General features: G+C 46.4%; 20 protein-coding genes. 7 read left to right on the forward strand and 13 right to left on the reverse strand.

The window, feature by feature from the left end; genetic code table 11:
- Window positions 1-66 precede the first annotated feature (66 nt).
- A complete protein-coding gene (locus H9626_RS09430; protein WP_178256547.1) occupies window positions 67-504 on the reverse strand; it encodes a hypothetical protein in 438 nt (145 codons plus the stop codon).
- A 259-nt stretch (window positions 505-763) separates the two neighbouring features.
- Window positions 764-2407 (reverse strand): fumarate hydratase, encoded by a 1644-nt coding sequence (locus tag H9626_RS09435; RefSeq protein ID WP_191710348.1) that lies wholly within the window; start codon window positions 2405-2407, stop codon window positions 764-766.
- A gap of 445 nt (window positions 2408-2852) precedes the next feature.
- Here H9626_RS09435 and H9626_RS09440 point away from each other — a divergent pair, with 445 nt between their 5' ends.
- Together H9626_RS09440 and H9626_RS09445 are read left to right on the forward strand one after the other, a co-directional pair.
- The gene (locus H9626_RS09440) at window positions 2853-3710 is read left to right on the forward strand and encodes an enoyl-ACP reductase FabI (protein ID WP_178256549.1); all 858 of its coding nucleotides are present in this window, start codon (window positions 2853-2855) and stop codon (window positions 3708-3710) included.
- 88 nt (window positions 3711-3798) lie between these two features.
- Complete coding sequence (locus H9626_RS09445) at window positions 3799-4503, forward strand: SAM-dependent methyltransferase (RefSeq protein ID WP_191710349.1); 705 nt, start codon at window positions 3799-3801, stop codon at window positions 4501-4503.
- A 7-nt stretch (window positions 4504-4510) separates the two neighbouring features.
- Here H9626_RS09445 and H9626_RS09450 read toward each other — a convergent pair whose 3' ends face one another.
- The 7 genes from H9626_RS09450 to H9626_RS09480 all read right to left on the reverse strand — a co-directional run bounded on the left by H9626_RS09450 (window position 4511) and on the right by H9626_RS09480 (window position 11722).
- Window positions 4511-4996: a GNAT family N-acetyltransferase gene (locus H9626_RS09450; protein ID WP_191710350.1), complete on the reverse strand. Its 486-nt coding sequence runs from the start codon at window positions 4994-4996 to the stop codon at window positions 4511-4513.
- Window positions 4997-5009: 13 nt separating this feature from the next.
- On the reverse strand, window positions 5010-5996 hold the full coding sequence (locus H9626_RS09455; RefSeq protein ID WP_191710351.1) for a hypothetical protein: 987 nt from the start codon (window positions 5994-5996) through the stop codon (window positions 5010-5012).
- A gap of 49 nt (window positions 5997-6045) precedes the next feature.
- The gene (gene lipA / locus H9626_RS09460) at window positions 6046-6894 is read right to left on the reverse strand and encodes a lipoyl synthase (RefSeq protein ID WP_178256070.1); all 849 of its coding nucleotides are present in this window, start codon (window positions 6892-6894) and stop codon (window positions 6046-6048) included.
- Between the two features lie 105 nt (window positions 6895-6999).
- On the reverse strand, window positions 7000-9198 hold the full coding sequence (locus H9626_RS09465; protein ID WP_191710352.1) for a S9 family peptidase: 2199 nt from the start codon (window positions 9196-9198) through the stop codon (window positions 7000-7002).
- 324 nt (window positions 9199-9522) lie between these two features.
- Window positions 9523-10719 (reverse strand): TonB family protein, encoded by a 1197-nt coding sequence (locus H9626_RS09470; protein ID WP_191710353.1) that lies wholly within the window; start codon window positions 10717-10719, stop codon window positions 9523-9525.
- Between the two features lie 146 nt (window positions 10720-10865).
- Window positions 10866-11468: an OmpH/Skp family outer membrane protein gene (locus tag H9626_RS09475; RefSeq protein WP_178256073.1), complete on the reverse strand. Its 603-nt coding sequence runs from the start codon at window positions 11466-11468 to the stop codon at window positions 10866-10868.
- Between the two features lie 44 nt (window positions 11469-11512).
- A complete protein-coding gene (locus tag H9626_RS09480) occupies window positions 11513-11722 on the reverse strand; it encodes a hypothetical protein (RefSeq protein ID WP_178256074.1) in 210 nt (69 codons plus the stop codon).
- Window positions 11723-11874: 152 nt separating this feature from the next.
- Between H9626_RS09480 and H9626_RS09485 the strand changes: the two genes are divergently transcribed.
- A complete protein-coding gene (locus H9626_RS09485; protein WP_178256075.1) occupies window positions 11875-13332 on the forward strand; it encodes an aminoacyl-histidine dipeptidase in 1458 nt (485 codons plus the stop codon).
- On the forward strand, window positions 13329-14354 hold the full coding sequence (locus tag H9626_RS09490; RefSeq protein WP_438616944.1) for an endonuclease/exonuclease/phosphatase family protein: 1026 nt from the start codon (window positions 13329-13331) through the stop codon (window positions 14352-14354). Before H9626_RS09485 ends, H9626_RS09490 begins: the two co-directional genes overlap by 4 nt.
- Here the strand turns inward: H9626_RS09490 and H9626_RS09495 are convergent.
- Complete coding sequence (locus tag H9626_RS09495; protein ID WP_178256076.1) at window positions 14346-15107, reverse strand: response regulator transcription factor; 762 nt, start codon at window positions 15105-15107, stop codon at window positions 14346-14348. The genes H9626_RS09490 and H9626_RS09495 overlap by 9 nt on opposite strands.
- A 99-nt stretch (window positions 15108-15206) precedes the next feature.
- Between H9626_RS09495 and H9626_RS09500 the strand changes: the two genes are divergently transcribed.
- A complete protein-coding gene (locus H9626_RS09500; protein ID WP_191710354.1) occupies window positions 15207-15860 on the forward strand; it encodes a DUF1349 domain-containing protein in 654 nt (217 codons plus the stop codon).
- A gap of 284 nt (window positions 15861-16144) precedes the next feature.
- Here the strand turns inward: H9626_RS09500 and H9626_RS09505 are convergent, their stop codons facing one another.
- Window positions 16145-17503 (reverse strand): dipeptidase, encoded by a 1359-nt coding sequence (locus tag H9626_RS09505; RefSeq protein WP_191710355.1) that lies wholly within the window; start codon window positions 17501-17503, stop codon window positions 16145-16147.
- A gap of 105 nt (window positions 17504-17608) precedes the next feature.
- Between H9626_RS09505 and H9626_RS09510 the strand changes: the two genes are divergently transcribed.
- Window positions 17609-18049, forward strand: coding sequence for a hypothetical protein (locus tag H9626_RS09510; RefSeq protein WP_191710356.1), 441 nt, complete (start codon window positions 17609-17611; stop codon window positions 18047-18049).
- Window positions 18050-18067: 18 nt separating this feature from the next.
- Here the strand turns inward: H9626_RS09510 and aroC are convergent, their stop codons facing one another.
- Window positions 18068-19150, reverse strand: a complete 1083-nt coding sequence (aroC, locus tag H9626_RS09515) for a chorismate synthase (protein ID WP_178256080.1) — start codon at window positions 19148-19150, stop codon at window positions 18068-18070.
- Window positions 19151-19490: 340 nt separating this feature from the next.
- On the opposite strand from aroC, the gene H9626_RS09520 reads away from it, so the two are divergent.
- On the forward strand, window positions 19491-20444 hold the full coding sequence (locus tag H9626_RS09520) for a M48 family metalloprotease (protein ID WP_225230950.1): 954 nt from the start codon (window positions 19491-19493) through the stop codon (window positions 20442-20444).
- 2 nt (window positions 20445-20446) lie between these two features.
- Here the strand turns inward: H9626_RS09520 and H9626_RS09525 are convergent, their stop codons facing one another.
- Window positions 20447-21844, reverse strand: coding sequence for a methyltransferase RsmF C-terminal domain-like protein (locus H9626_RS09525; protein WP_178256081.1), 1398 nt, complete (start codon window positions 21842-21844; stop codon window positions 20447-20449).
- Window position 21845: the final 1 nt, after the last annotated feature.

The raw sequence follows: 21845 nt of genomic DNA on the forward strand, positions 1-21845 counted from the left end.
ATGCAGCGAAGTATTGTCCGTGCCTTGCTCTATCTGTAAAAGCGATGTAAATCCTCTTACGTTGCATCAGAAAGCCAATCTCACGGAGTGGTCTCCTTTCTTGTATGTTTTCATGCCTTCCACTAAGTTTCCACATCCGTCGTTTATTTTCTCACTTTCGTTTCGATAGCGGAAGTCCACGTCGCAAGAAGGTAGTGCAGACGAGATTTTCTTTTTACAGATGTCTGCAAATAAATAAATCTTGCTCCAAGTTTTGTACTCCATAAATCGTGTAAGCAATTCTTTTTGCCACTGTTCCATAACTACGATACAATCCACTCCTTTGTGCAAAATTTCTTTTAAACTCTTCTCCAGCTTTCTCTCACCCGGTGAACCTAATTCCGACATTTCTGCCGTGGTTATCTCGACACCGGTCACTTTAGCTTCATTCAGTTTCTTACGAAACAAACGTTCGGTAGAGAATACTTTTCCGGTACGTTCCAAACCAATAATTAAGACTTTCATGGCGCTTGATTTAAAGATTAGTAATAAGGGTAGAGGAATTGCTTTATACACCTCGTGCCTAAATGTATGAATTATTATTTAAATGAGCAAAAATAAATATGAATTATTATTTATTTTGAAGTAAAATAGATGATTTAATACGAAATATGGAAAAGAAGTGACCTTTTTGTTTTGCTTTTGACGTACGAAAAAAGCATGGAATACAGCGAATATTATCCGTGTAATCCATGCTTTGCCAATATCAGAACTTGACTTTTATTTATTTGCAGTTTCCGGTGCAGCGGGGTTTGATTTGTTTAAAGAAATCATTGCCTTTGTTATCAACAAGGATGAATGCCGGGAAATCTTCAACTTCAATTTTCCAGATGGCTTCCATTCCCAGTTCCGGATATTCCACACATTCGATGCTCTTGATGTTGTTTTGAGCCAAGATAGCAGCCGGACCACCGATTGAACCGAGGTAGAAACCGCCATGTTTCTTACAAGCGTCGGTAACGGCTTGGCTTCGGTTACCTTTAGCCAACATAATCATGCTTCCGCCGTGGCTTTGGAACAAGTCTACATACGGGTCCATACGTCCTGCCGTGGTCGGTCCCATAGAACCACACGCCATGCCCTGCGGAGTTTTAGCCGGTCCGGCGTAATAGATAGGATGATCTTTGATGTATTGCGGAAGGTCTTCACCACGGTCAAGGCGTTCTTTCAGTTTTGCATGAGCGATGTCTCGGCCCACGATGATAGTACCGTTTAATGACAGACGTGTAGCAACCGGATACTTGTCGAGTTCGGCAAGGATTTCCGGCATCGGGCGGTTCAGGTCAATCTTCACGGCATTGCCTTCGCCAGCCTGACGCAATGCTTCCGGAATCAGTTCGCCCGGATTTGAATCAAGTTTTTCAATCCAGATACCGTCTTTGTTAATCTTACACTTGATATTGCGGTCGGCAGAGCAAGATACGCCCAAACCTACCGGACAAGAAGCGCCGTGGCGGGGCAAACGGATGATGCGTACATCGTGTGCATAATATTTTCCGCCGAACTGTGCGCCCAAACCGATGCGGTGAGCCTCGTCCAGAACTTGTTTTTCCAGTTCGATGTCGCGGAACGCACGTCCGTATTCGTTACCCGTAGTAGGCAGATTATCATAGAAGTGAGTAGAAGCCAGCTTAACCGTCAGCAGGTTCTTTTCGGCAGACGTTCCGCCGATAACGAATGCGATGTGGTAAGGAGGACAAGCCGCAGTACCCAATGTCTTCATTTTTTCAACCAAGAACGGAACCAGTGTAGCCGGGTTCAGGATAGCTTTTGTTTCTTGATACAAATAAGTCTTGTTGGCAGAACCTCCACCTTTGGTCACGCAAAGGAATTCATACTCCATGCCTTCGGTAGCTTCGATGTCGATTTGAGCCGGAAGGTTGCAGCGGGTGTTTACTTCTTCGTACATGCTGAGCGGAGCATTCTGTGAGTAACGCAGGTTTTCTTCGGTATAAGTTTTGTAAACTCCTAATGAAAGAGCTTCTTCATCACAGTAGCCGGTCCATACTTGCTGTCCTTTTTCTCCGTGGATAATTGCCGTACCCGTATCTTGGCAGAACGGCAAAACGCCTTTGGCAGCTACCTCTGCATTGCGCAGGAACGTAAGAGCTACGTATTTATCGTTGTCGCTTGCTTCCGGGTCGTTCAAAATCTTTGCCACTTGCTCGTTGTGAGAGCGGCGCAGCATGAATGAAACATCACGGAATGCAGCGTTTGCCATAGCTGTCAAACCTTCCTTTTCGATTTTCAGGATAGGTTTTCCTTCAAACTCGCTTACTGATACATAATCTTTGGTAAGCAGATAGTATTCAGTCGTATCTTTTCCTTTTTCGAACATCGGCTGATACTTGAATTCGGGTGTTGCCATAATCAAAAAATTAAAATGTTAGTCATTATGGAGCAAAGGTACAAAGTATTATTGAAATTTTTCCTTAATCAAGGTGAAAAGTTTTGCCTTGTTCCCAACAAAAAAACATGCTTCTGTGTCATGCCATCTTTTTTGCCGGCATATCGTGTACGGGCTGTAAGCGTTGTTTTGGCATGTTTTGACACCTGAAAAATGCTATGGGTAGAACCGGTCAACGCTATGGGTAGAAACAGTAAACACTACCGCATGAAACAGGTAACACTAACGGTAGCGTTCGGAGGAGGTTCCGGCTGAAGATTTCTGCTTGTGTTCTCACGGGAAAAAACGTGTCTGAATAAACTTAATATCCGCTTATTTTCAGTAAGATATGGATTTAGTATGGAATTTAAGCGGCAGTCTGTAAATAAGTTCGTATCTTTGTGCCCGAATTTATAATAAATAAAGTATGAGTTATAATTTACTGAAAGGAAAAAGAGGGGTTATTTTCGGTGCTTTGAACGAACAATCCATTGCGTGGAAAGTAGCTGAAAGAGCAGTAGAAGAAGGTGCTGTAATCACTTTGTCGAACACTCCCGTAGCAGTACGTATGGGTGAAGTTTCTGCTTTGGCAGAGAAACTGAACTGTGAGATTATTCCGGCAGACGCAACCAGCGTAGAGGACTTGGAAAATGTGTTCAAACGTTCGATGGAGGTATTGGGCGGAAAGATTGACTTCGTGCTGCATTCTATTGGTATGTCGCCGAACGTTCGCAAGAAGCGTACGTATGATGACCTTGATTATGATATGCTGGAGAAAACGTTAGATATATCGGCTGTTTCATTCCATAAAATGATTCAGTCTGCTAAAAAGTTGAATGCTATCAATGATTACGGTTCGATTCTGGCTTTGAGCTATGTGGCTGCCCAGCGTACTTTTTACGGTTATAATGACATGGCGGATGCCAAAGCGCTGTTGGAATCAATCGCCCGTAGCTTTGGTTATATTTACGGACGCGAGCATAACGTACGTATCAATACGATTTCTCAGTCGCCTACGATGACTACTGCCGGTTCGGGAGTGAAAGGAATGGATAAGTTGTTTGATTTTGCTAACCGCATGTCTCCGCTGGGAAATGCGTCGGCAGACGAATGTGCTGACTATTGCATCGTGATGTTCTCTGACCTGACCCGTAAAGTAACCATGCAGAACCTGTTCCACGATGGAGGTTTCTCAAGCGTGGGAATGAGCTTGCGTGCGATGGCTACTTATGAAAAAGGACTTGACGAATACAAAGACGAAAATGGAAACATCATCTACGGATGATTAGTATAATCTTAATATCAATGCACGGACTTACACGGTTTGATAGCGAATACTCGTGTAAGTCCGTGTTTTTTCAGTTATAATAACGATGGATGCAGCTTTATATTTATTGCCTGTAACGTTAGGCGATACTCCGGTCGACAAGGTGTTGCCGGCGTATAACCGTGAAGTAATCCGGGGTATCAAACATTTCATAGTAGAAGATGTCCGTTCGGCACGACGGTTCTTGAAAAAAGTCGATGCGGAAATCAATATCGACGAACTGACTTTTTATCCGTTGAACAAGCATACTTCGGCGGAAGAAGTATCCGGTTATTTGAAACCTCTGGAAGAGGGAGCGCCGATGGGGGTGATTTCGGAGGCAGGCTGTCCGGCTGTTGCCGATCCGGGTGCCGACGTGGTAGCGATAACTCAGAGAAAGAATCTGCGCGTGGTTCCTTTGGTAGGCCCTTCGTCTATCCTTCTGTCTGTTATGGGGTCGGGATTTAACGGTCAAAGTTTTGCTTTTCATGGTTATCTGCCGATAGAACCGGGCGAACGCACCAAGCGTTTGAAAGAGTTGGAGTCGCGCATCTATACCGAGAGCCAGACTCAGCTTTTCATCGAGACTCCTTACCGGAACAATAAAATGGCGGAAGAAATACTCCGTACCTGCCGTCCGCAAACGAAACTTTGTATCGCTGCCAATCTGACGTGTGACGGAGAATATATCCGTACGAAATCGGTCAAAGAATGGAAAGGTAAACTGCCCGATTTGAATAAAATCCCCTGTATCTTTTTATTGTATAAGTAGTTCGGGTTTATAAAAGGAGTTGAAAGTCGTACACATCCAACCATTTGCCAAATTTCCTGCCTACTTCATTGAAGCGTGAAACCTGCCGGAAGCCCAAAGATTCGTGCAAGCGCACGCTTGCTTCGTTCGGTACAGTGATGCAGGCTATCAGGGTATGTAGTTTTGCGTTGCGGCAAATGGTGATTAGTTCTTTCATCAGCAGGCTTCCCACGCCCTTTCCCGTATAGTCGGGATGCAGATAAATGGTTGTTTCGGCGGTGTGGCTGTAAGCCTGTTTTTCTTTCCAAGCGTGGGCGTAACAGTATCCTATAACTTTTCCGTCTTTTTCGTAAACCAAGTAAGGATAGTTCTTGTCCGTGAAACTTCTCATGCGCCGTTCCATTTCTTTTTCGCTGACGGGTTCGGTTTCGAAAGTTATGCAAGTGTTGGTTATGTACGTGTTATAGATGTTTGTGATAGCCGGAATATCTTCAGGCTTGACGTTTCGTATCATGTTGCTTCTTTTTTTATGAGTTTGATTCAAATTCCTTCCAAACCTCAGCCGCCATTTGCAGGGCTTCTGCTTCCTTTCGCAACCTTTGGCTAAAGGCTTCGGGAGTGTTAAAGATGTCTTCGAAAGAGAAGAAACGTCCGTTTGGTAAACAGATTTCTTTTTCTTGTCGCAGCGGGAAAATATATAGCTGAATATTCTTTACATACGAACACCTCAGTATAGTCTGGTATTTTAGTATCAGTCTGGGGAATATGGGCTTCTCTGGCTGTGCAGGTGCAAAGTGTTTGTAAGCTAAGCGTGTGGCATATTTTTCTGCTTTGCGGAGAGAACCGTCGAATAACATTTCAATGGGCAAATCCCATACGCTTGTCTTGTCTTGGGTGAGATAAATCTTTTTGTTACATATTGGGGCGATGCGCAGAAGATTCTGCCGGAAGGCGTTTTCTTTGGCTGCAAAATGAATGCCGATGCTGTTTACTATCAGGCATAACAAATAGATAAACGGGGGCGGGAGGTAGGCTATGAGAAAATAACTTCTGGGTGAGAGCGAAGGACTCCAGTAGTTTAGTATAATCAAGCACAGTAAGTGAAGGGTAGACAGTACGACTATGATTTTGGCTTCGAGCGTGAACGTTACACAGGCGTTCAGGTGTAACTTTTTCAGGATGCTTTGATAGATTTCAGGCGCGGTAATGTGGATGAAAGCCCCGATAAGCAGCATGAAGTCCAGCGTGGGAGTAATGCTTTTGGGAGGCAGGTAATCATATCCCGTAAGCAGGCGGAGGATGTAGCAAAGTCCGATTCCTATGATGCCTTGCAGCAAAAAGAAATTAAGGGTTTTAAGTTTTACGATGTTATACCATAAGGCTACGATACTGATGGCCAATCCGAAACCTAACATCAAAGTTGTAGGGAAAAAATATAATCCGCACAAGGTGATAATGGTAGGCAGTAAACCTAACGATGCGACTTTGTCTTTATATCTCAAGATTGCTTTCATGAGCCGGGGACTTTTTGAAAATAGATAACAAGCGCACGGGCAAAAATGTTTACTTCAACAGATGTTTTTCTGCATGATAAGACGAACGTACCAGCGGACCGCTTTCTACTTTTGCAAAACCTTTCTTCTCGCCGATTTCCCGATAACGTGCAAATTGTTCGGGGGTTACGTACTCGTGTACCGGATAATGCTTGCGGGTGGGTTGCAAGTATTGTCCGATGGTCAGGATTTTACATCCGTTGGCTATCAGGTCGTCCATTGTTTCTTCTACCTCGTCAGGCGTTTCGCCCAGTCCTACCATGATGCCCGATTTGGCTGTTACTCCGCTTTCCGCAATCTGACGGATAACTGCCAGACTGTTGTCGTAACGGGCTACGCTGCGCACTAAGGGAGTAAGGCGGCGTACGGTTTCCATGTTGTGTGAGAGGATTTCGGGGCGTGTATCTGTCACTTGGGCTATCAACTCTTGCCTGCCTTGAAAGTCGGGGATAAGGGCTTCGAGCGTAATGTCGGGATTGACTTTTCGGATGGTGGTGAGCGTCTTTGCCCAATGAGATGCTCCCAAGTCGGGCAAATCATCGCGGTCTACCGAGGTGATGACTGCATGGTTCAGCTTCATCAGCCGGATGGATTCGGCTACACGCATCGGCTCTTCCGGGTCGAGCGGTAAGGGTTTGCCTGTCTGCGTATTACAAAATTTACAAGAACGGGTGCAGATGGCTCCGCCTATCATGAAAGTAGCCGTACCTTTTCCCCAGCATTCACCGAGGTTCGGGCAGCGTCCGCTGCTGCAGATGGTGTGTAGTTTATGCGTATCGACAATGCGTTTCGTTTCGGTATAGCGTGCATTTGTTCCGATGCTTATTTTCAGCCAGTCGGGTTTCTTAACGTGTTCCATGTAAAAGAGTTAAATGTGGATAATGAGTTAATAATTAATAATGAATGATTAACAACGAGGCTGTATTACTACGTTATTAATCATTCATTATTAATTCTTCACCAATCAAAGGTTTTCGATAAAGAAATCGGCAACACGGTTCATCAGGTGGTTACGTGTGTTTCCGCCCGAAATGCCGTGATTGCGGTTCGTATAGACCTGCATGTCGAACTGCTTGTTCGCCTGAACCAAAGCTTCGCTGTATTCGGCGCAGTTCTGGAAATGAACGTTATCATCGGCAGTGCCGTGTATCAGCAGCAACTTGCCTTGCAGCTTGGCAGCCTGTTTGATGGGAGAACCAGCATCGTACCCCTCACCGTTTTCTTTCGGTGTGCGCATGAAACGTTCCGTATAAACGCTGTCGTAGAAACGCCAGTCGGTAGGAGCGGCAATGGCTACTCCCGCCTTGAATGCTCCCGAACCTTCGCTCATCGACATCAGCGTGTTATATCCTCCGAAGCTCCAGCCCCAGATTCCGATGCGCGTTCCGTCTATGTAAGGCAGCGTACTCAGGTAATGTGCCGCAGCAGCTTGGTCTTTCGATTCTTTTACGCCCAAGAAAAGGTAAGTACATTTCTCGAATGCTGCACCTCGTCCTCCCGTGCCGCGTCCGTCTACACATACCATGATGTAACCTTTGTCGCACATGTAGGCTTCAAACATGCCTCCGTCGCCGAAACTGCCGATTCCCCAGCGGTCGAGTACCTGCTGTGAGCCGGGGCCGCTGTATTGGTGCATAATCACCGGATATTTCTTGTTCGGGTCGAAGTGGGCAGGCTTCATCATCCATCCGTTCAGTTCTACGCCATCGGGAGTCTTGAATGTGAAAAATTCTTTGGTCGGCATATTCAGGTTCGCCACCTTCGATTTCAGTTCGGCGTTGTCCATCAGCGTAGCCATTTCCTTACCCTTATTGTTGTTCAGCGTAATGAGGGTAGGGGTATCTTTGCTTGAGTACGTATTGATGTAATAAGCAAAGTTCTTGCTGAACAGCGCGTTGTTCGTACCTACACGTGTTGACAGCTTGGTCTTCTTTCCTTTGCCGTCCACTTTGTAGACAGCCGAGCGGAGCGGACTTTCTTCGTTGCTCGTGTAGTAGAACACGTTGGTTTTCTGGTCCCATCCCAAAAATTCCTTCACTTCAAACTTTCCGCTGGTGATCTGTTTTATCAGATTTCCGCCGATGCTGTACAGATACAGGTGGTTATATCCGTCGCGTTCGCTCATCATCACGATATTTTCGGGATAGAAAACAATGTCAGAGTAGGCTTGTTCTTTGATATACTGTTCGGCTTCGTCGCGGATAACGGTTTTACAGAGGGCGCTGCGCGGATTTGCCATATACACATTGAAACGGTTCTGGTGGCGGTTCAGCGTCATGATGGCAAGTTTTTCGGGGTCGGAAGTAAACTTGATGCGGGGAATGTATCCGTCGGCATCCATCTCCAGATTCATTTTGCGGGTTACGCGGCTCTTGATATCAAATGTATGTACGCTAACTGTCGAGTTCGTTTCTCCGGCTTTCGGATATTTATAAGTATAGGCGCCGGGATAGCTTGCGTATTCGTCCCGTGAGGGGAACATACCTTTGTATTCGGGGAAAGAGAACATCGGCACTTGGCTTTCGTCGAAGCGGATGTAAGCTATCATGCGACTGTCGGCACTGAAGTCGAACGCGCGGTTAAACCCGAACTCTTCTTCGTAAACCCAGTCGGGGATGCCGTTCAGCACCTTGTTATATTCACCGTCTTTCGTTACCTGCGATTCGCTGTTCCCGAAAAGCAGTTTTACAAGGAATATGTTGTTGTTACGCACGAAAGCTATCTGATGGCTGTCTGGCGAGAACAACGGAACTTGCTGCGGTCCGCCTTCCGACAACGGTTCGAGCGTGCGGTTTTTTACGTTGTAGATATAGTAAACGGCGGTAAACGAACGGCGGTAGATGGGTTTCGTTTCCGTTTGAATCAGGATGAGGCTTTCGTCGGGCGACAGGATATAATCGTCGAACGACTTGAGCGTGTGGTTTCGCGCCGTGGCAACATCGAACACCGTGCCTACTTCTTCGCCCGTCTTGAAAGAATATTTCACGATGCGCTTATGGTCGGGACTGATTTGCGTGTAATGTTCGCCGTCTAACATCGGCTTTAACCCGTGGATGCTTTGGGCACGGTAAGTACCGTTCGCCACATCCTGTAAAGTCACTTTCTGAGCCTGCACGCCGAGTACGAGGGTCAGCAGACAGATAAAAGCAAATAGTTTTCTCATAATTATCTTTTGTTTTTAGTTTCGCTATTGAGGTTGCTTGCAAAGGTAACGAATCGGGCGAATATATTCTTAAAATAATCAGGGAATTTTGTTCTGAAGTTTTTTACGGAGGTTACGGTAAGATAAGGGGATAAACATGAAAGTGTTTCCGCTTGTTTTTTATAACCCGGCTTGGCGGGTTGTACGACTCACCCTGCCGGGTTATATAACTCACCACACAGGGTTGTATAACTCACCCGTGTGGGTCATGAAACCGGGGCTTGATGATAAAAAAACTCCTTACGGTAAGAAAAGAATTGCCGTAAGGAGTGTGATAAAATAAGATTAGTCATTGCCTTTACCGAACAGCCAACGGAAGAAGCGTACGATGAAATTACGCTTTTTAGGTTCGGGGCGTACGGAGGCATCGGACTTGACAAGATACTGTTCCGGAATTTTAAAGCGTGTGGAATCTGCCGTACTGAGTTCGGGCAGCGGAATTTCCGATTTCGAAACAAGAGGCGTACGCACCGCACGTGGAGGCAACTTGCTGATGCTGTCTTCGCGCTGGGCTTGGAGTACCATGCGGACAGAATCCTCCGGCGAAAGCGGAGCTGCCGGAGCAGGTTTCTTGAAACGGATGGGGACGGAATATTTGCACCGCACCTTTACACCGTTGTCTTTGCCGGCTATCCAGCGCGGCATGGTCTCGATAACCTGAAGCGCGGCGGTATCTAACCGGGCATCCAGCGGACGGACAATGCTGGGTAGAGTTACCTCTCCGTCTTTTTCTACCACAAACTGGATGACCGTTACGCCTTCTACACCCGTTTTTTCGGCAAGCTGTGCGGGACGGAGTTTGCGGTTTATGTAGTTGAAAAACGCCTTCATCCCGCCCGGATATTCCGGCATTTGTTCTACTGTCGAGTAAATTCTTCCGGAACCTTTCGGGCGCATCATAATGGTGTAAGGTCCGTCGGTGTGAGTCAGAAAAGGCTGGATTTCCAGATAGCGGTTCTCCATACCGTTGGCGCGAATCACGATGAGGTGACTGTAATCGGCGTCAATGGTAAATTCCCCCATCTGGTTGCTGGTGGCTTTTCTTCCAGTTCCTTGTATTTGGATTTCCGCTCCGGCAACAGGCTTGCCGTAGCTGAGCAGTTTCCCCTGTACGCTAAACGTACGTCCGCTTTGTTTGAAGCGGGCAAGGTCTTCGGGGCGGTCTATGTAGAGCAGCGTGTCAGCGGCAGCCTCGTCGAGCGGCAGCGACTTGACCGGTTTGGTCTTATCCGTAGGGAAGTAAAAATTAGCAGTACGCACGTAGTTCTTGCTGATATCCTGCTCAAAGCTGAACACCCCCTGTTCATCGCTTATGTATTCTTTGCCGAATCCGTTAACCTTCAGAATCATTCCCACTTGCGGCTCGCCTGCGGTATTAAGAACGCAGATGTTGAAAGTCTGTTTTTGAGTCTGTCCTGAAGCAGTGAGTTTACCAGCGAGCGTTAGAGCCAGCACGGATAAGAAGAAAACAAAGCGTTTCATAATCAAATCGGAGTGGAAAGAGTGAAATTATAAAAAATCAGGCACGATTTACACAGATTATTACGGTCTTTATATCGTTATTCGAACCGTGAAACCCGTGTAATCCGCGCCTGAATAATTGGTTGTATTATAGGGGTAATGAAGTTTTATTTTTTATTTTGCGGCGTGTAGCGGGCGTTCAGTCCGTCTACGATTTCCTGCGTAATGTTAAATGCCTTGTTAGCATACAGCAAGTTGTCGAATCCCGTATTGCTGATGATAAGGTCGTAACCTTTTTCTTTGTTGTAGATTTGCAGGAAAGCATTGATCGAATCGCGTAACTGCAAGCTGTTCTTCTGGTTTTCAGTTTGCAAGTCAGTAGCCAGTTTTTCCTGAAGTTGCTGCAAATCGCGTTGTTTTTGTGACAGGCGGAGATTTTCTTGTTCAGCCCGTTCGCGGCTAACGAAACCATTGTTTTCTAATTTACGTTGAAATTCGCGCATTTCCTGATCTAGCTCTTTGGCTTTTTCGTTCAGCGTAGTGCGGATATTTTCTTCTTTCTGAATCATCAGCTCGTTCAGTTCGTTCCAGTAGCGGTATTTGGTCAGTAACGAGTCTATTTCCACGTAAGCTATTTTCATTGTTCCCGGATTAACGGTAGCCGGAACTGTTTTTTCTGATGTAGCATTGTTACTGTTGTTGCATTGAACGAACAGCAACGCCATAGCCATAGCACAAAATCCTTTCAGGATATACTTTGCTCTTTTCATAATGATAGTTATTCGTATTTCTTTTTTAGTTAATTATTCTCTTTTTATTTTCGTTCCGGTATGGCATTCGGATTATTTTTCCGTGCTTCTCGGTCTTGCGACTGCACGCATCCGATGCCTCGTTCACGCATCGCTTTGCTTCCGCTTACATGCGTGTTAGGGAAACGTCCGTTCTTTTTCAGAAGTATTTTAACCGATAATAGTGCGATGCAAATAGCAACTATTAACATTGTTATCAAGATAGTCTTGAGCATTTCTTCTTATTTTTGTGGTGCAAATATATAGTTTTTGTCATAATCTCTGTGGCTTTTATGCCAAAAAAAAGATTTTGAGCGAGATAAACCTGTGTATTTAACTTATTTTTGCGGAATATTGATTATTAATTCAGATGAATAGAACAATTATTATGGAAAAGAAAGATTTAAAACCAGCATGTGTGTTTCATTATTTTGAAGAAGTGTGTCAAGTGCCTCGTCCTTCAAAGAAAGAAGGGAAAATACGGGAGTATTTAACGCACTTTGCAGAGACTCACGGACTGGAGTATAAAGTAGATGAAGCCGGAAACGTCTTGATAAAGAAGCCTGCAACTGCGGGTATGGAAAACCGTAAGAAAGTAATTCTTCAGTCACACATGGACATGGTTTGCGAAAAGAACAACGATACGCAACATGATTTTGATGTAGACCCGATTGAAACTTATATCGACGGCGAATGGCTTCGCGCGAAAGGTACAACCTTAGGAGCTGATAACGGCATCGGGGTGGCTGCGGAACTGGCTGTGCTGGCTTCGACGGACATTCAGCACGGTCCGCTGGAATGCTTGTTTACGGTAGATGAAGAGACAGGGCTGACCGGCGCTTTTGCATTGAAAGACGGTTTCATGGATGGAGAAATCCTTATCAATCTGGATTCGGAAGACGAAGGAGAACTGTTCATCGGCTGTGCCGGCGGTGCACGTACCGATGCTGAATTCCCATGTACGATGGTTCCCTCCCCCGAAGGTTTCTTCTTTTTCCGTGTAGGTGTACAGGGTCTGACGGGTGGTCATTCAGGCGATGATATCAATAAAGGCCGTGCCAATGCCAATAAGTTACTGAACCGTTACCTGATGGGCTTGATGCAGCGTTACGATTTACGTTTGTGTTCTATTGACGGCGGTAATCTGCATAATGCCATTCCTCGCGAAGCCCATGCCGTATGTGCTGTTCCGATGGAGAATAAAGAGGCTGTACGTGTCGATTTAAATGTATTCCTTGCCGACGTAGAGAATGAATATTCAGTAACTGAGCCCAACGTAACCATGACGCTTGAATCGGAAGCAGCTCAGCCCGAAGTGATGGAAAAAGAATCGATGAAGCGTTTTCTCCATGCCATTTATGCTGTTCATAACGGGGTGTATGCCATGAGTCAAGATATAGAAGGGCTGGTTGAAACGTCTTCTAATCTGGCTTCGGTTAAACAGAAAGATGGAAAAATCGTGATAGTAACCAGTCAGCGAAGCTCCATTCATTCGTCACGTGAAGATATGTCTCAAATGGTTCGTTCCGCTTTTGAGTTGGGGGGAGCTGTTACTGCAACAGGCGAAGGTTATCCGGGTTGGAAGCCTAATCCGTCTTCGGAGATACTTCGTGTGGCAACGGAAAGCTACAAGAGTCTGTTTGGGGTAGAGCCTAAGGTAAAAGCAATTCATGCGGGATTGGAATGCGGATTGTTCCTTGAAAAATATCCATCGCTCGATATGGTTTCTTTCGGACCTACTCTGCGCGGTGTGCATTCACCCGATGAACGTATGCTGATACCTACGGTAGACAAGTTCTGGAAACATTTGATTGATGTGTTAGCTCATATTCCAGTAAAAGCATGAGCCGGAAGACAGTCGTATTTTTATGTTTGTTGGTAGCCGTTGCCGGAATGAGACTGCCGGCTGCGGCTCAGCAAACGTTCCGTGTAATGGAGTATAATGTAGAGAATCTTTTCGACTGCCGACACGACTCCTTAAAACAGGATAAAGAGTTTCTTCCCGACAGTCCGCGCGGATGGAATCAGACGCGATACAATGAAAAGTTGAAAAATATCGCCCAAGTGGTGATGGCGGCAGGAGATGAACAGGTGCCCGACCTCGTCGGATTATGTGAGGTTGAGAATGAGTATTGTGTGAAAGGCTTGGTGTCGCACTCGCCTCTGCGCGAGGCAGGATATAAGTATGCTATGACCGATTCGCCCGATGAGCGGGGAATTGATGTGGTGTTATTGTATCAGCCTGCCACGTTTCGCTGTATTCATACACAAACCATCCGCATCCCTAATCAGGTGATTGACCGACGGCCTACACGCGATATTCTTCACGTGACAGGGCGTGTGGTTTCAGGCGATACGCTTGATGTTTTTGTATGTCATTTGCCTTCGCGTTCGGGGGGAGAGAAAGAAACCGAACCTTATCGTCTTTTTACCGCCGGATACTTGCGCCGTGCGGCAGACTCGGTTATGGCAGTCCGCCAAAGTCCGAATGTTATTATCATGGGAGATTTCAATGATTATCCTTCCAATCGCTCGATAGCGGAAGTGGTAGGTGCGGTGAAACCCGAAGGGGAAATAGAGGCACGTACATTATATAACTTAATGGACGGAAAGCCTGATGGTACTTACCGTTACCGGGGCGAGTGGGGAACGCTCGACCAGATGATAGTCAGCGGTTATCTGCTTGAAGGCAATCCGCGTATTCATACGTCGTATAAAGCTGCCTGCATCTTGCGCTATCCGTTTCTTTTGGAGGAAGACGACCGTTACGGGGGAGACATTCCCTTTCGCACTTATAAGGGGATGAAATACCACGGCGGTTACAGCGACCATCTTCCTGTTTTGCTTGAGTTGGAAGTTTCAGAGTAGACCTAACTCCTTAGCTATTTGATACGCCTGAATCGAGTTGCCGGCATGTAATTTCTCTAAAATGTTTTGCCGGTGACGGTTCACGGTGTTAATGCTGATACATAACAGCCGGGCGATGTCTTTGCTTGCTTTCCCTTCACCGATGAATGACAGTATTTCTTTTTCTCGTGTGGTCAGTATGTTCTGTTCCGACAGCCTGTCGGGTTCTATGCCTGTTCCGTTCGAAGTGTCGATAATCATCCGGCTGTCTGCCTTTTCTCCGGTGGCAGATAAATTATAAAGACACAGCGCCAACCAGATACTTCCGTTAGGTGCACTGGCTATGTAAAACATACGGTGGATAACCGGAAAGTATTTCCCATCTTTATTCCTCATGCGTATGCGGTTCGCTATATAATAGTCGGTACGTTTCTCAACAGGCATTTTCTTTAAGAAATGAAAGAACCTTAGCTCTTGCGCATATTTTTCGACGAGGTCTTCCGGGTGAATCTGTTTAAATATTTTCTCCTCCCAAATCGATGAAATGGTTTGTTCCGTATTCTTGGGAGCTATGTCCAGTGTTTCAGCCACGCCCCCATAATACAGATAGCTGATATTGGCTTTCATGTCGCTGAGCACTGCGATGGCATTTTCTGTGCGGGCGTAGGTGCGAGCCGTCATTTTATGGGCGGTTAAAATGCTTTCACAGTCCTTGTCTGTTGTCGAAAACTCTTGGTTAAGCAGTTTATTATTTAATGTTTGCTGTATATCCATGTGGTTAGGCAGATGGAAATGGTTATTTATCAGTATTGCCCGCTTGTGAAAGGCGGATTATCTTTGCAAATGTAATGAAGTAAAACTAAATAAAATAACATGAAGAAACTAATATTTGCTCTTTGGGCTTTTTGTGGAGTGCAGGCGCTTTCTGCACAGACATTAGAGAAGATGAATTGGTTTAACGAACCCGAACAATGGGAGATTAAAGATAACTCGCTTTCGATGTTTGTTACTCCGCACAGTGATTATTGGCGCATTTCCCATTACGGGTTTACGGTTGATGACGCACCTTTTTATTATGCCGAATACGGAGGAGAGTTCGAGGCTAAGGTAAAAATTACGGGAGATTATCGTGTGCGTTTCGACCAAGCGGGGATGATGCTCCGTATTGACCACGAAAATTATATCAAGGCAGGCATTGAGTACGTTGATGGGAAATTCAATTTGAGCACCGTGGTTACCCATCACACAAGCGATTGGAGTGTGATTGCGCTCGATGAGCCTGTGTCTTGTGTCTGGATTAAAGCCGTAAGACGGTTGGACGCCATAGAAATATTTTATTCGTTCGATGACAAAACTTACACCATGATGCGGAATGCGTGGATGCCGGATAATACGCCGATAAAAGTGGGAGTAATGGGAGCATGTCCCGATGGGGAAGGTTTTAATGTCCGGTTCGAACACTTCCAAGTAAAGCATCTGCCGGACAAGCGACGCTTGGAATGGCTGGAGAAAAATTCTGCCGAGTGATGATTCGTCTGTAAAACAGGGTTTTGCAAATACTTTATTATTAGTGTATTACGATTTGTCGGAAAGGCAGGAAAACCTTTGCGGTAGAACCGGTCGGTTCTCCGAATAGAATTGGTCAACTCTACCGCATGGAATGACCAACACTAACGGTAGCGTTTGGGGGTGTGTCATCGGCGGATTTCTTTTTACGTTCTCGTGAGGCAAAAAGGTATAAACAGGCTTGTAAAAAAACGCCGTTATGTCGGGTGATACATAACGGCGTTTTTTTTATGGGGTTTTAATGTTTACGCTCCGAATGCCTTATGAAACTCTACCACGGCCTCTATTCCTTTGCGGAAAATGTCGAGCGAAAAGTTTTCGTTGGGCGAGTGGATGGCATCACTTTCCAGTCCGAATCCCATCAGCACGGTCTTGATGCCCAAAATCCGTTCAAAGTCGCTGATAATGGGGATGCTTCCCCCACGGCGTACAGCAAGCGGCTTCTGACCGAACGCTTTGGTGAATCCTTTTTCGGCTGCTTGGTAGGCAGGAAGGGTGATGGGACATACATAGCCTTCTCCTCCGTGCATCGGGGTTACTTTAACTTCCACGTATTCCGGGACAATGGATTGGATGTAGTCGACAAACAGGCGCGAAATCTTCTCGTGGTCTTGGTGCGGTACGAGGCGGCTCGATACTTTGGCATACGCTTTCGAGGGCAATACGGTTTTTGAACCTTCGCCCGTGTATCCGCCCCAGATGCCGCATACGTCGAACGAAGGGCGGCAACTGTTCCGTTCCAGCGTAGAATATCCTTTTTCGCCTTTCAAAGCCTTGACTCCGATTGCTTTTTTGTATTTTTCTTCGTCGAACGGAATGCGGGCTATCATCTCGCGTTCGGCGGCGGGTACATCCTCTACGTCATCGTAAAAGTGAGGGATGGCGATGCGTCCGTCTTCATCGACAATCTTAGCCAACATCTCACACAGCGTATTGATGGGGTTTGCCACAGCTCCCCCGAAGTGTCCGGAGTGTAAGTCGCGGTTGGGTCCGGTCACTTCAATTTCCCAATACGCCAATCCGCGCAGCCCTGTGGTGAGCGAGGGCAGGTCGGCACCTAACATACTCGTGTCGGAAACCAATATTACGTCAGCCTTCAGCAACTCCTGATGTGCTTTCAGAAAAGCGTTGAGGCTGGGTGAGCCAATTTCTTCTTCGCCCTCAAAGATGAATTTCACATTGTGGCGCAACAGCCCTTCGCGCACCATGTATTCGAAAGCCTTTACCTGAATCATCGCCTGCCCCTTATCATCGTCGGCTCCGCGCGCCCAAATACGCCCGTCGCGGATTTCCGGTTCAAACGGTTTGCTGTTCCAAAGCTCCAGCGGCTCGGCAGGCATTACGTCGTAATGTGCATAAACCAGTACGGTGGGGGCTTCGGGCGACACACGCTTTTCGGCATACACCAGCGGGTTTCCCTCCGAGGGCATAATCATCGCCTCGTCTGCACCCGCTTCGAGAAGTAACTGCCGCCACCGTTCGGCACAAGCCAGCATGTCGTCTTTATGTTCGGGCAGTGCGCTTATGCTGGGTATGCGGATAAGGCTGAACAGTTCGTCGAGGAAGCGCGGTTCGTTTTCTTGAATGTATTGTCTGATGTCCATAAGTGTTATATTTATTTGTTTATCCGCTAAGATAATAATTTTTTTTCGCTCGTAGCGTATTTATACGTATATTTGGCTTTGAAAGAACTATAAGTGGAATGCGTTATGAAGAAACAAAACTACGGAGGGATTGGTGTGCTGTTATTATGTGTCGTGCTGGCTATGGCTGCCTGTACGCAGAGTCCTTTTATTAACAGCGAGCGCACCATGCCGGGAAAATGGCTGGTGGAGGACATTGAGTACCTCGGACATGACGGCTGGGCATACTTGCCTTTCGATACCGGAGACATGCTTGATTTTGCTGATAACGGACGTTTTACCGTGACGGGAAGCGATGATTATCGGGCGGACGGGAATTGGTGGACAGACGAGAAGTCGCAACATTCTTACGTTTATCTTCGGCTCGACGGAGCGGATGAGATTACGACGGCACGTGTTAAGAAGGTTTCGGGCGGAAGAATCGTATGGGCGGTTTATCCTCAATATTGGGATGAGTATACAGAGGGTTATCCCCTTTACGAAATAACCCTTCTGAGTCAGAAATAAAAAATTAAACGGCAGGCGCTAAAACAATCGGCTTGCGCGGTCAAGTAAGTAATAGTCTAACAGCGTCATGGCTGTCATAGCTTCTACGATGGGTACGGCTCTCGGAAGCACACATGCATCGTGCCGTCCGCGTGCCTGAAGCACGGTTTCACGTCCGTTCACGTCTACCGTAGGCTGCTCCATCAGCACCGTTGCCACGGGCTTGAACGCAACTCGGAAATAAATGTCCTCGCCGTTGCTGATTCCTCCCTGTATGCCCCCCGAACGGTTGGTACGCAGGGCGATATGTCCGTTGTCATTATAAAATAAATCGTTCTGCTGACTTCCTTTCAGGTTCATGCTGCCAAATCCCTGTCCGTACTCGAACCCTTTGGCTGCATTGATGCTGAGCATGGCGTTGCCTAACGCAGCGTGCAGTTTCCCGAATACCGGTTGTCCCAGTCCGATGGGGCAACCTTTCACCACACACGAAATGACTCCGCCTACCGTGTCTCCTTCTCCTTTTATATTATAAATGTAATCGCCCATCTGTTTAGCCATCTCCGGGTCGGGGCAACGAACCGGGTTTTCTTCCGCCACGCTCAAATCGTAATGCGTATAATCTTTATCCAGCTTATAAATTCCCACTTGCGAGGTAAAGGCGGTTACGGTAACGCCCAATTGCTTCAGCGCCAGTTTCGCCAAAGCTCCGCCAACAACGCGCGCGATGGTCTCCCGCGCCGACGAGCGTCCCCCTCCGCGATGGTCGCGCACACCGTATTTCTGCGTATAAGTATAATCGGCGTGCGAGGGACGGAATACGTCTTTCATGTTGTCATAATCGTTGGAATGTTGGTTGGTATTCCATATCACGAATCCGATGGGGCATCCTGTCGATACCCCCTCGTAGATACCCGACAGAAACTCCACCTTGTCTGCCTCTTTGCGTGCGGTAGTAAGCGCCGACTGTCCGGGGCGGCGGCGGTCGAGTTCATGTTGGATGAAATCTTCATCAATGGATATTCCGGCAGGAAAACCGTCTATCACTCCTCCTATTGCCTTCCCATGCGATTCTCCAAAGCTGGTAAGGCGGAATATGTTGCCAAAAGTATTGTTGTACATAATATTTGTTCGTTTTTAGTTGAAATGAGAAACATTTGTAAACACAAAAGTAAGAAAATAAAACGAAAGATGCAAAACCGGATAAAAACGGCGGAAGGAAGGAGGAGGCTTGTGAGGCTGTATTTAAATTTCTGTATCCGTAACCTCAAAGGTTCATTCCATAGTGCGTTCGGAGAAAAGGGAAGGAGATGTTTCTGTATAGAAATCGGAATTTCGGTCGACAGGCGTAACAATGCAATGAATTATTCTACTATTTTTCCTTTGGATTGTTAGAAAAAACCAAAATATTCTCTTATATTTACTGCCCGAAACAGGAAATAACGCTAAACGACATACAATTATGAAATTCTCGAACATATTTCTGGCTGTTTTAGGCTGCTTTTTATGGACTGCTGCTGCATGGGCGCAGAATACGATCCCTTATCGCTTTGCAACGCGGGCAGAAGCTCAAATGTTGATAACCGATATCGACGAGTATACGAATAGTTTGAATCAGTTTGACGTAGAGGTGCGTTTGCAGAAGAAGGACGGACGCAAATCGCAATTTCTGACATTGGCGATGAATGAAACGCAAAACTGGAGCGACCAAGACCGCGAAAAAGTGAATAAAGCAATGAAGGCTATTAGCGACCAGATACAAAAGCAGAAATTTACGCTTCATTTTCCGAAAGAGATAATCCTGCTGAAGACCTCTATGAAAGAAGAGGGAAACCGCAGTGGATATGCGCGTAAAAACTGGATTGCTTTGGGCGAAAACCTTTTGAGCGGGGCTTCGGAAGACAGCTTGCAGCAGGTGTTGACGCATGAACTTTTCCATATCCTTACACGGAGCGACTTGGTATTCAAGCGTGCGATGTATAAAACGATAGGCTTCACGGTGCTTAACCGGGAGATTCTGTTTCCGGCAGATGTAATCGAGAAACGCATATCCGACCCCGACATCAACCGTTACGACAATTATGCTACATTTACGATTGATGGCAGTAAGCGGAATTGTGCCATGATTATGTATACCAGCCGTCCTTACGAAAGCGGAAGCCTCAATGAGTACGTTTGCGTCGGATTAATTCCGTTGAACAACCAGTTCGTTCCGGTGCAGATGAACGGAGAAACAGTTATTTATCCGCTTGATAAGGCTACCGATCTCTATACGCAGATAGGTAAGAACACCCGTAATGTTACGAATCCCGAAGAAATACTTGCCGATAATTTTTCGTACGTAATATTAAATAAGACAGAAGTTCCGACTCCTGAAATTCTTGATAATATCCGCAAGGTATTAAAGCGCAAATAAAATCAGAATAAAAGTGTTTTGACTTCTTCAGGCATATAACCGCTGCGGATGCGCCATTCTTGAGGATAAAGATTGTTGGCTCGGTTTCCGATATTTTTAGCGAAGCCTAACGGATGGTTTTGATACGTTAGTATGACGTAGCCTTTCGGAATGGAAGCATCCAGCGTTATAGCTTCTTTGCGGAGGTAAGCAATGGCCTGCTCGTAAGTGAGGTCTGCCAGCGGGAAAACCTGTGGGGCAAGTTGTGTACTCATAGCCAGTGAATGAGACGGTTGCCAGTCTTTACCTTTTTGCTCAGCCAGCGTAATACCTGCATGAATTACTCGGAGCGTTTGTTTCATCCGCATGTATAAATCTTTCCAAGTGGCAGGAAAAGCGGTTATCGTACCGTTTTCTGCCGAAAACTCGTATTGTTTGTGGTCTGCTATCCATTCGGTTACAGCTTTGGGGTAAGCTACGGTTTGTTTTTTGTCTGTCGGCTTGTTCTTCTTATTGCGTTTGGATGCCGGTTCATAAGAGTCTTCACAAGTTTTACGCAATACAGCGAGAAATAAACCTTCTCCTTCTGTGCGGTGAGGCAGGAAGCGGTAAACGGGGAACTCACCTCCGGTAAGGTTTCCGGAAATATTCCAAGCAGCATCGGTTTCTATCGGAAGCACCTCAGCCCCCAATTCACGGGCAATCCACGCTACATTGTCCTCATTCTCTTCGCGGTTAAATGTGCATGTGCTGTAAATCAGTATGCCGTTTGGTTTCAGGCATCCCCAAATGGCTTGTAAGATGCGCCGTTGACGCTGCCAGCATACATTTACATTCTCCAAACTCCATTCCGAAACGGCTGTTTCATCTTTGCGGAACATGCCTTCTCCCGAACAGGGAACATCGGTCAGGATAACATCGAACACTCCTCCCAATTCTGCAAAATCGGCTGGGTCGTTGTTTGTAACAACTACCGAAGGATGCCCCCACTTTATCAGGTTTTCGGCCAATACCTGCGAACGGTTCCGGATAACTTCGTTTGCCACCAGCAGACTGCCTTCTGGCAATACGGAGCGTGCCAATGTGGATTTACCTCCCGGAGCTGCACAAAGGTCGAGCATGACCACCGGCTCGTGAACATATTGTCGTAACGCCTGCTCGACAAACATTGATGACGCCTCCTGCACGTAGTAACACCCGGCGTGAAACAGGGGGTCGAATGTAAACGTGGGGCGATAGTCTAAGTACCATCCCTTGCTCCATGCTACGGGAGTTGCATGAAGCGGATGAAGCGGACACTTGTCGTTATTCATGCGGATGCTTACAGGCGTTTCGCGGGTCAGCGCTTCACAAAGTTCGTTACAGGCTTCCGCGCCCATCAGTTGGCGAGTCTGTTCTATAAAATCAAAAGGCAGGTTCATT

The sequence above is a fragment of the Phocaeicola faecium genome (genome assembly GCF_014837055.1).
In the GTDB taxonomy this organism is placed as follows: domain Bacteria; phylum Bacteroidota; class Bacteroidia; order Bacteroidales; family Bacteroidaceae; genus Phocaeicola; species Phocaeicola gallinarum.

What these genes read in the sequence shown, in the direction of transcription:
- H9626_RS09445 (WP_191710349.1), top strand. Translation starts at nt 3,799, where the DNA reads ATGGATGCAGCTTTATATTTATTGCCTGTAACGTTAGGCGATACTCCG.
- H9626_RS09485 (WP_178256075.1), top strand. Translation starts at nt 11,875, where the DNA reads ATGGAAAAGAAAGATTTAAAACCAGCATGTGTGTTTCATTATTTTGAA.
- H9626_RS09500 (WP_191710354.1), top strand. Translation starts at nt 15,207, where the DNA reads ATGAAGAAACTAATATTTGCTCTTTGGGCTTTTTGTGGAGTGCAGGCG.
- H9626_RS09510 (WP_191710356.1), top strand. Translation starts at nt 17,609, where the DNA reads ATGAAGAAACAAAACTACGGAGGGATTGGTGTGCTGTTATTATGTGTC.
- lipA (WP_178256070.1), bottom strand. Translation starts at nt 6,894, where the DNA reads ATGGAACACGTTAAGAAACCCGACTGGCTGAAAATAAGCATCGGAACA.
- H9626_RS09455 (WP_191710351.1), bottom strand. Translation starts at nt 5,996, where the DNA reads ATGAAAGCAATCTTGAGATATAAAGACAAAGTCGCATCGTTAGGTTTA.
- H9626_RS09525 (WP_178256081.1), bottom strand. Translation starts at nt 21,844, where the DNA reads ATGAACCTGCCTTTTGATTTTATAGAACAGACTCGCCAACTGATGGGC.
- H9626_RS09435 (WP_191710348.1), bottom strand. Translation starts at nt 2,407, where the DNA reads ATGGCAACACCCGAATTCAAGTATCAGCCGATGTTCGAAAAAGGAAAA.
- H9626_RS09490 (WP_438616944.1), top strand. Translation starts at nt 13,329, where the DNA reads ATGAGCCGGAAGACAGTCGTATTTTTATGTTTGTTGGTAGCCGTTGCC.
- H9626_RS09465 (WP_191710352.1), bottom strand. Translation starts at nt 9,198, where the DNA reads ATGAGAAAACTATTTGCTTTTATCTGTCTGCTGACCCTCGTACTCGGC.
- H9626_RS09440 (WP_178256549.1), top strand. Translation starts at nt 2,853, where the DNA reads ATGAGTTATAATTTACTGAAAGGAAAAAGAGGGGTTATTTTCGGTGCT.
- H9626_RS09475 (WP_178256073.1), bottom strand. Translation starts at nt 11,468, where the DNA reads ATGAAAAGAGCAAAGTATATCCTGAAAGGATTTTGTGCTATGGCTATG.
- H9626_RS09495 (WP_178256076.1), bottom strand. Translation starts at nt 15,107, where the DNA reads ATGGATATACAGCAAACATTAAATAATAAACTGCTTAACCAAGAGTTT.
- H9626_RS09520 (WP_225230950.1), top strand. Translation starts at nt 19,491, where the DNA reads ATGAAATTCTCGAACATATTTCTGGCTGTTTTAGGCTGCTTTTTATGG.
- H9626_RS09450 (WP_191710350.1), bottom strand. Translation starts at nt 4,996, where the DNA reads ATGATACGAAACGTCAAGCCTGAAGATATTCCGGCTATCACAAACATC.
- H9626_RS09470 (WP_191710353.1), bottom strand. Translation starts at nt 10,719, where the DNA reads ATGAAACGCTTTGTTTTCTTCTTATCCGTGCTGGCTCTAACGCTCGCT.
- H9626_RS09430 (WP_178256547.1), bottom strand. Translation starts at nt 504, where the DNA reads ATGAAAGTCTTAATTATTGGTTTGGAACGTACCGGAAAAGTATTCTCT.
- H9626_RS09505 (WP_191710355.1), bottom strand. Translation starts at nt 17,503, where the DNA reads ATGGACATCAGACAATACATTCAAGAAAACGAACCGCGCTTCCTCGAC.
- aroC (WP_178256080.1), bottom strand. Translation starts at nt 19,150, where the DNA reads ATGTACAACAATACTTTTGGCAACATATTCCGCCTTACCAGCTTTGGA.
- H9626_RS09480 (WP_178256074.1), bottom strand. Translation starts at nt 11,722, where the DNA reads ATGCTCAAGACTATCTTGATAACAATGTTAATAGTTGCTATTTGCATC.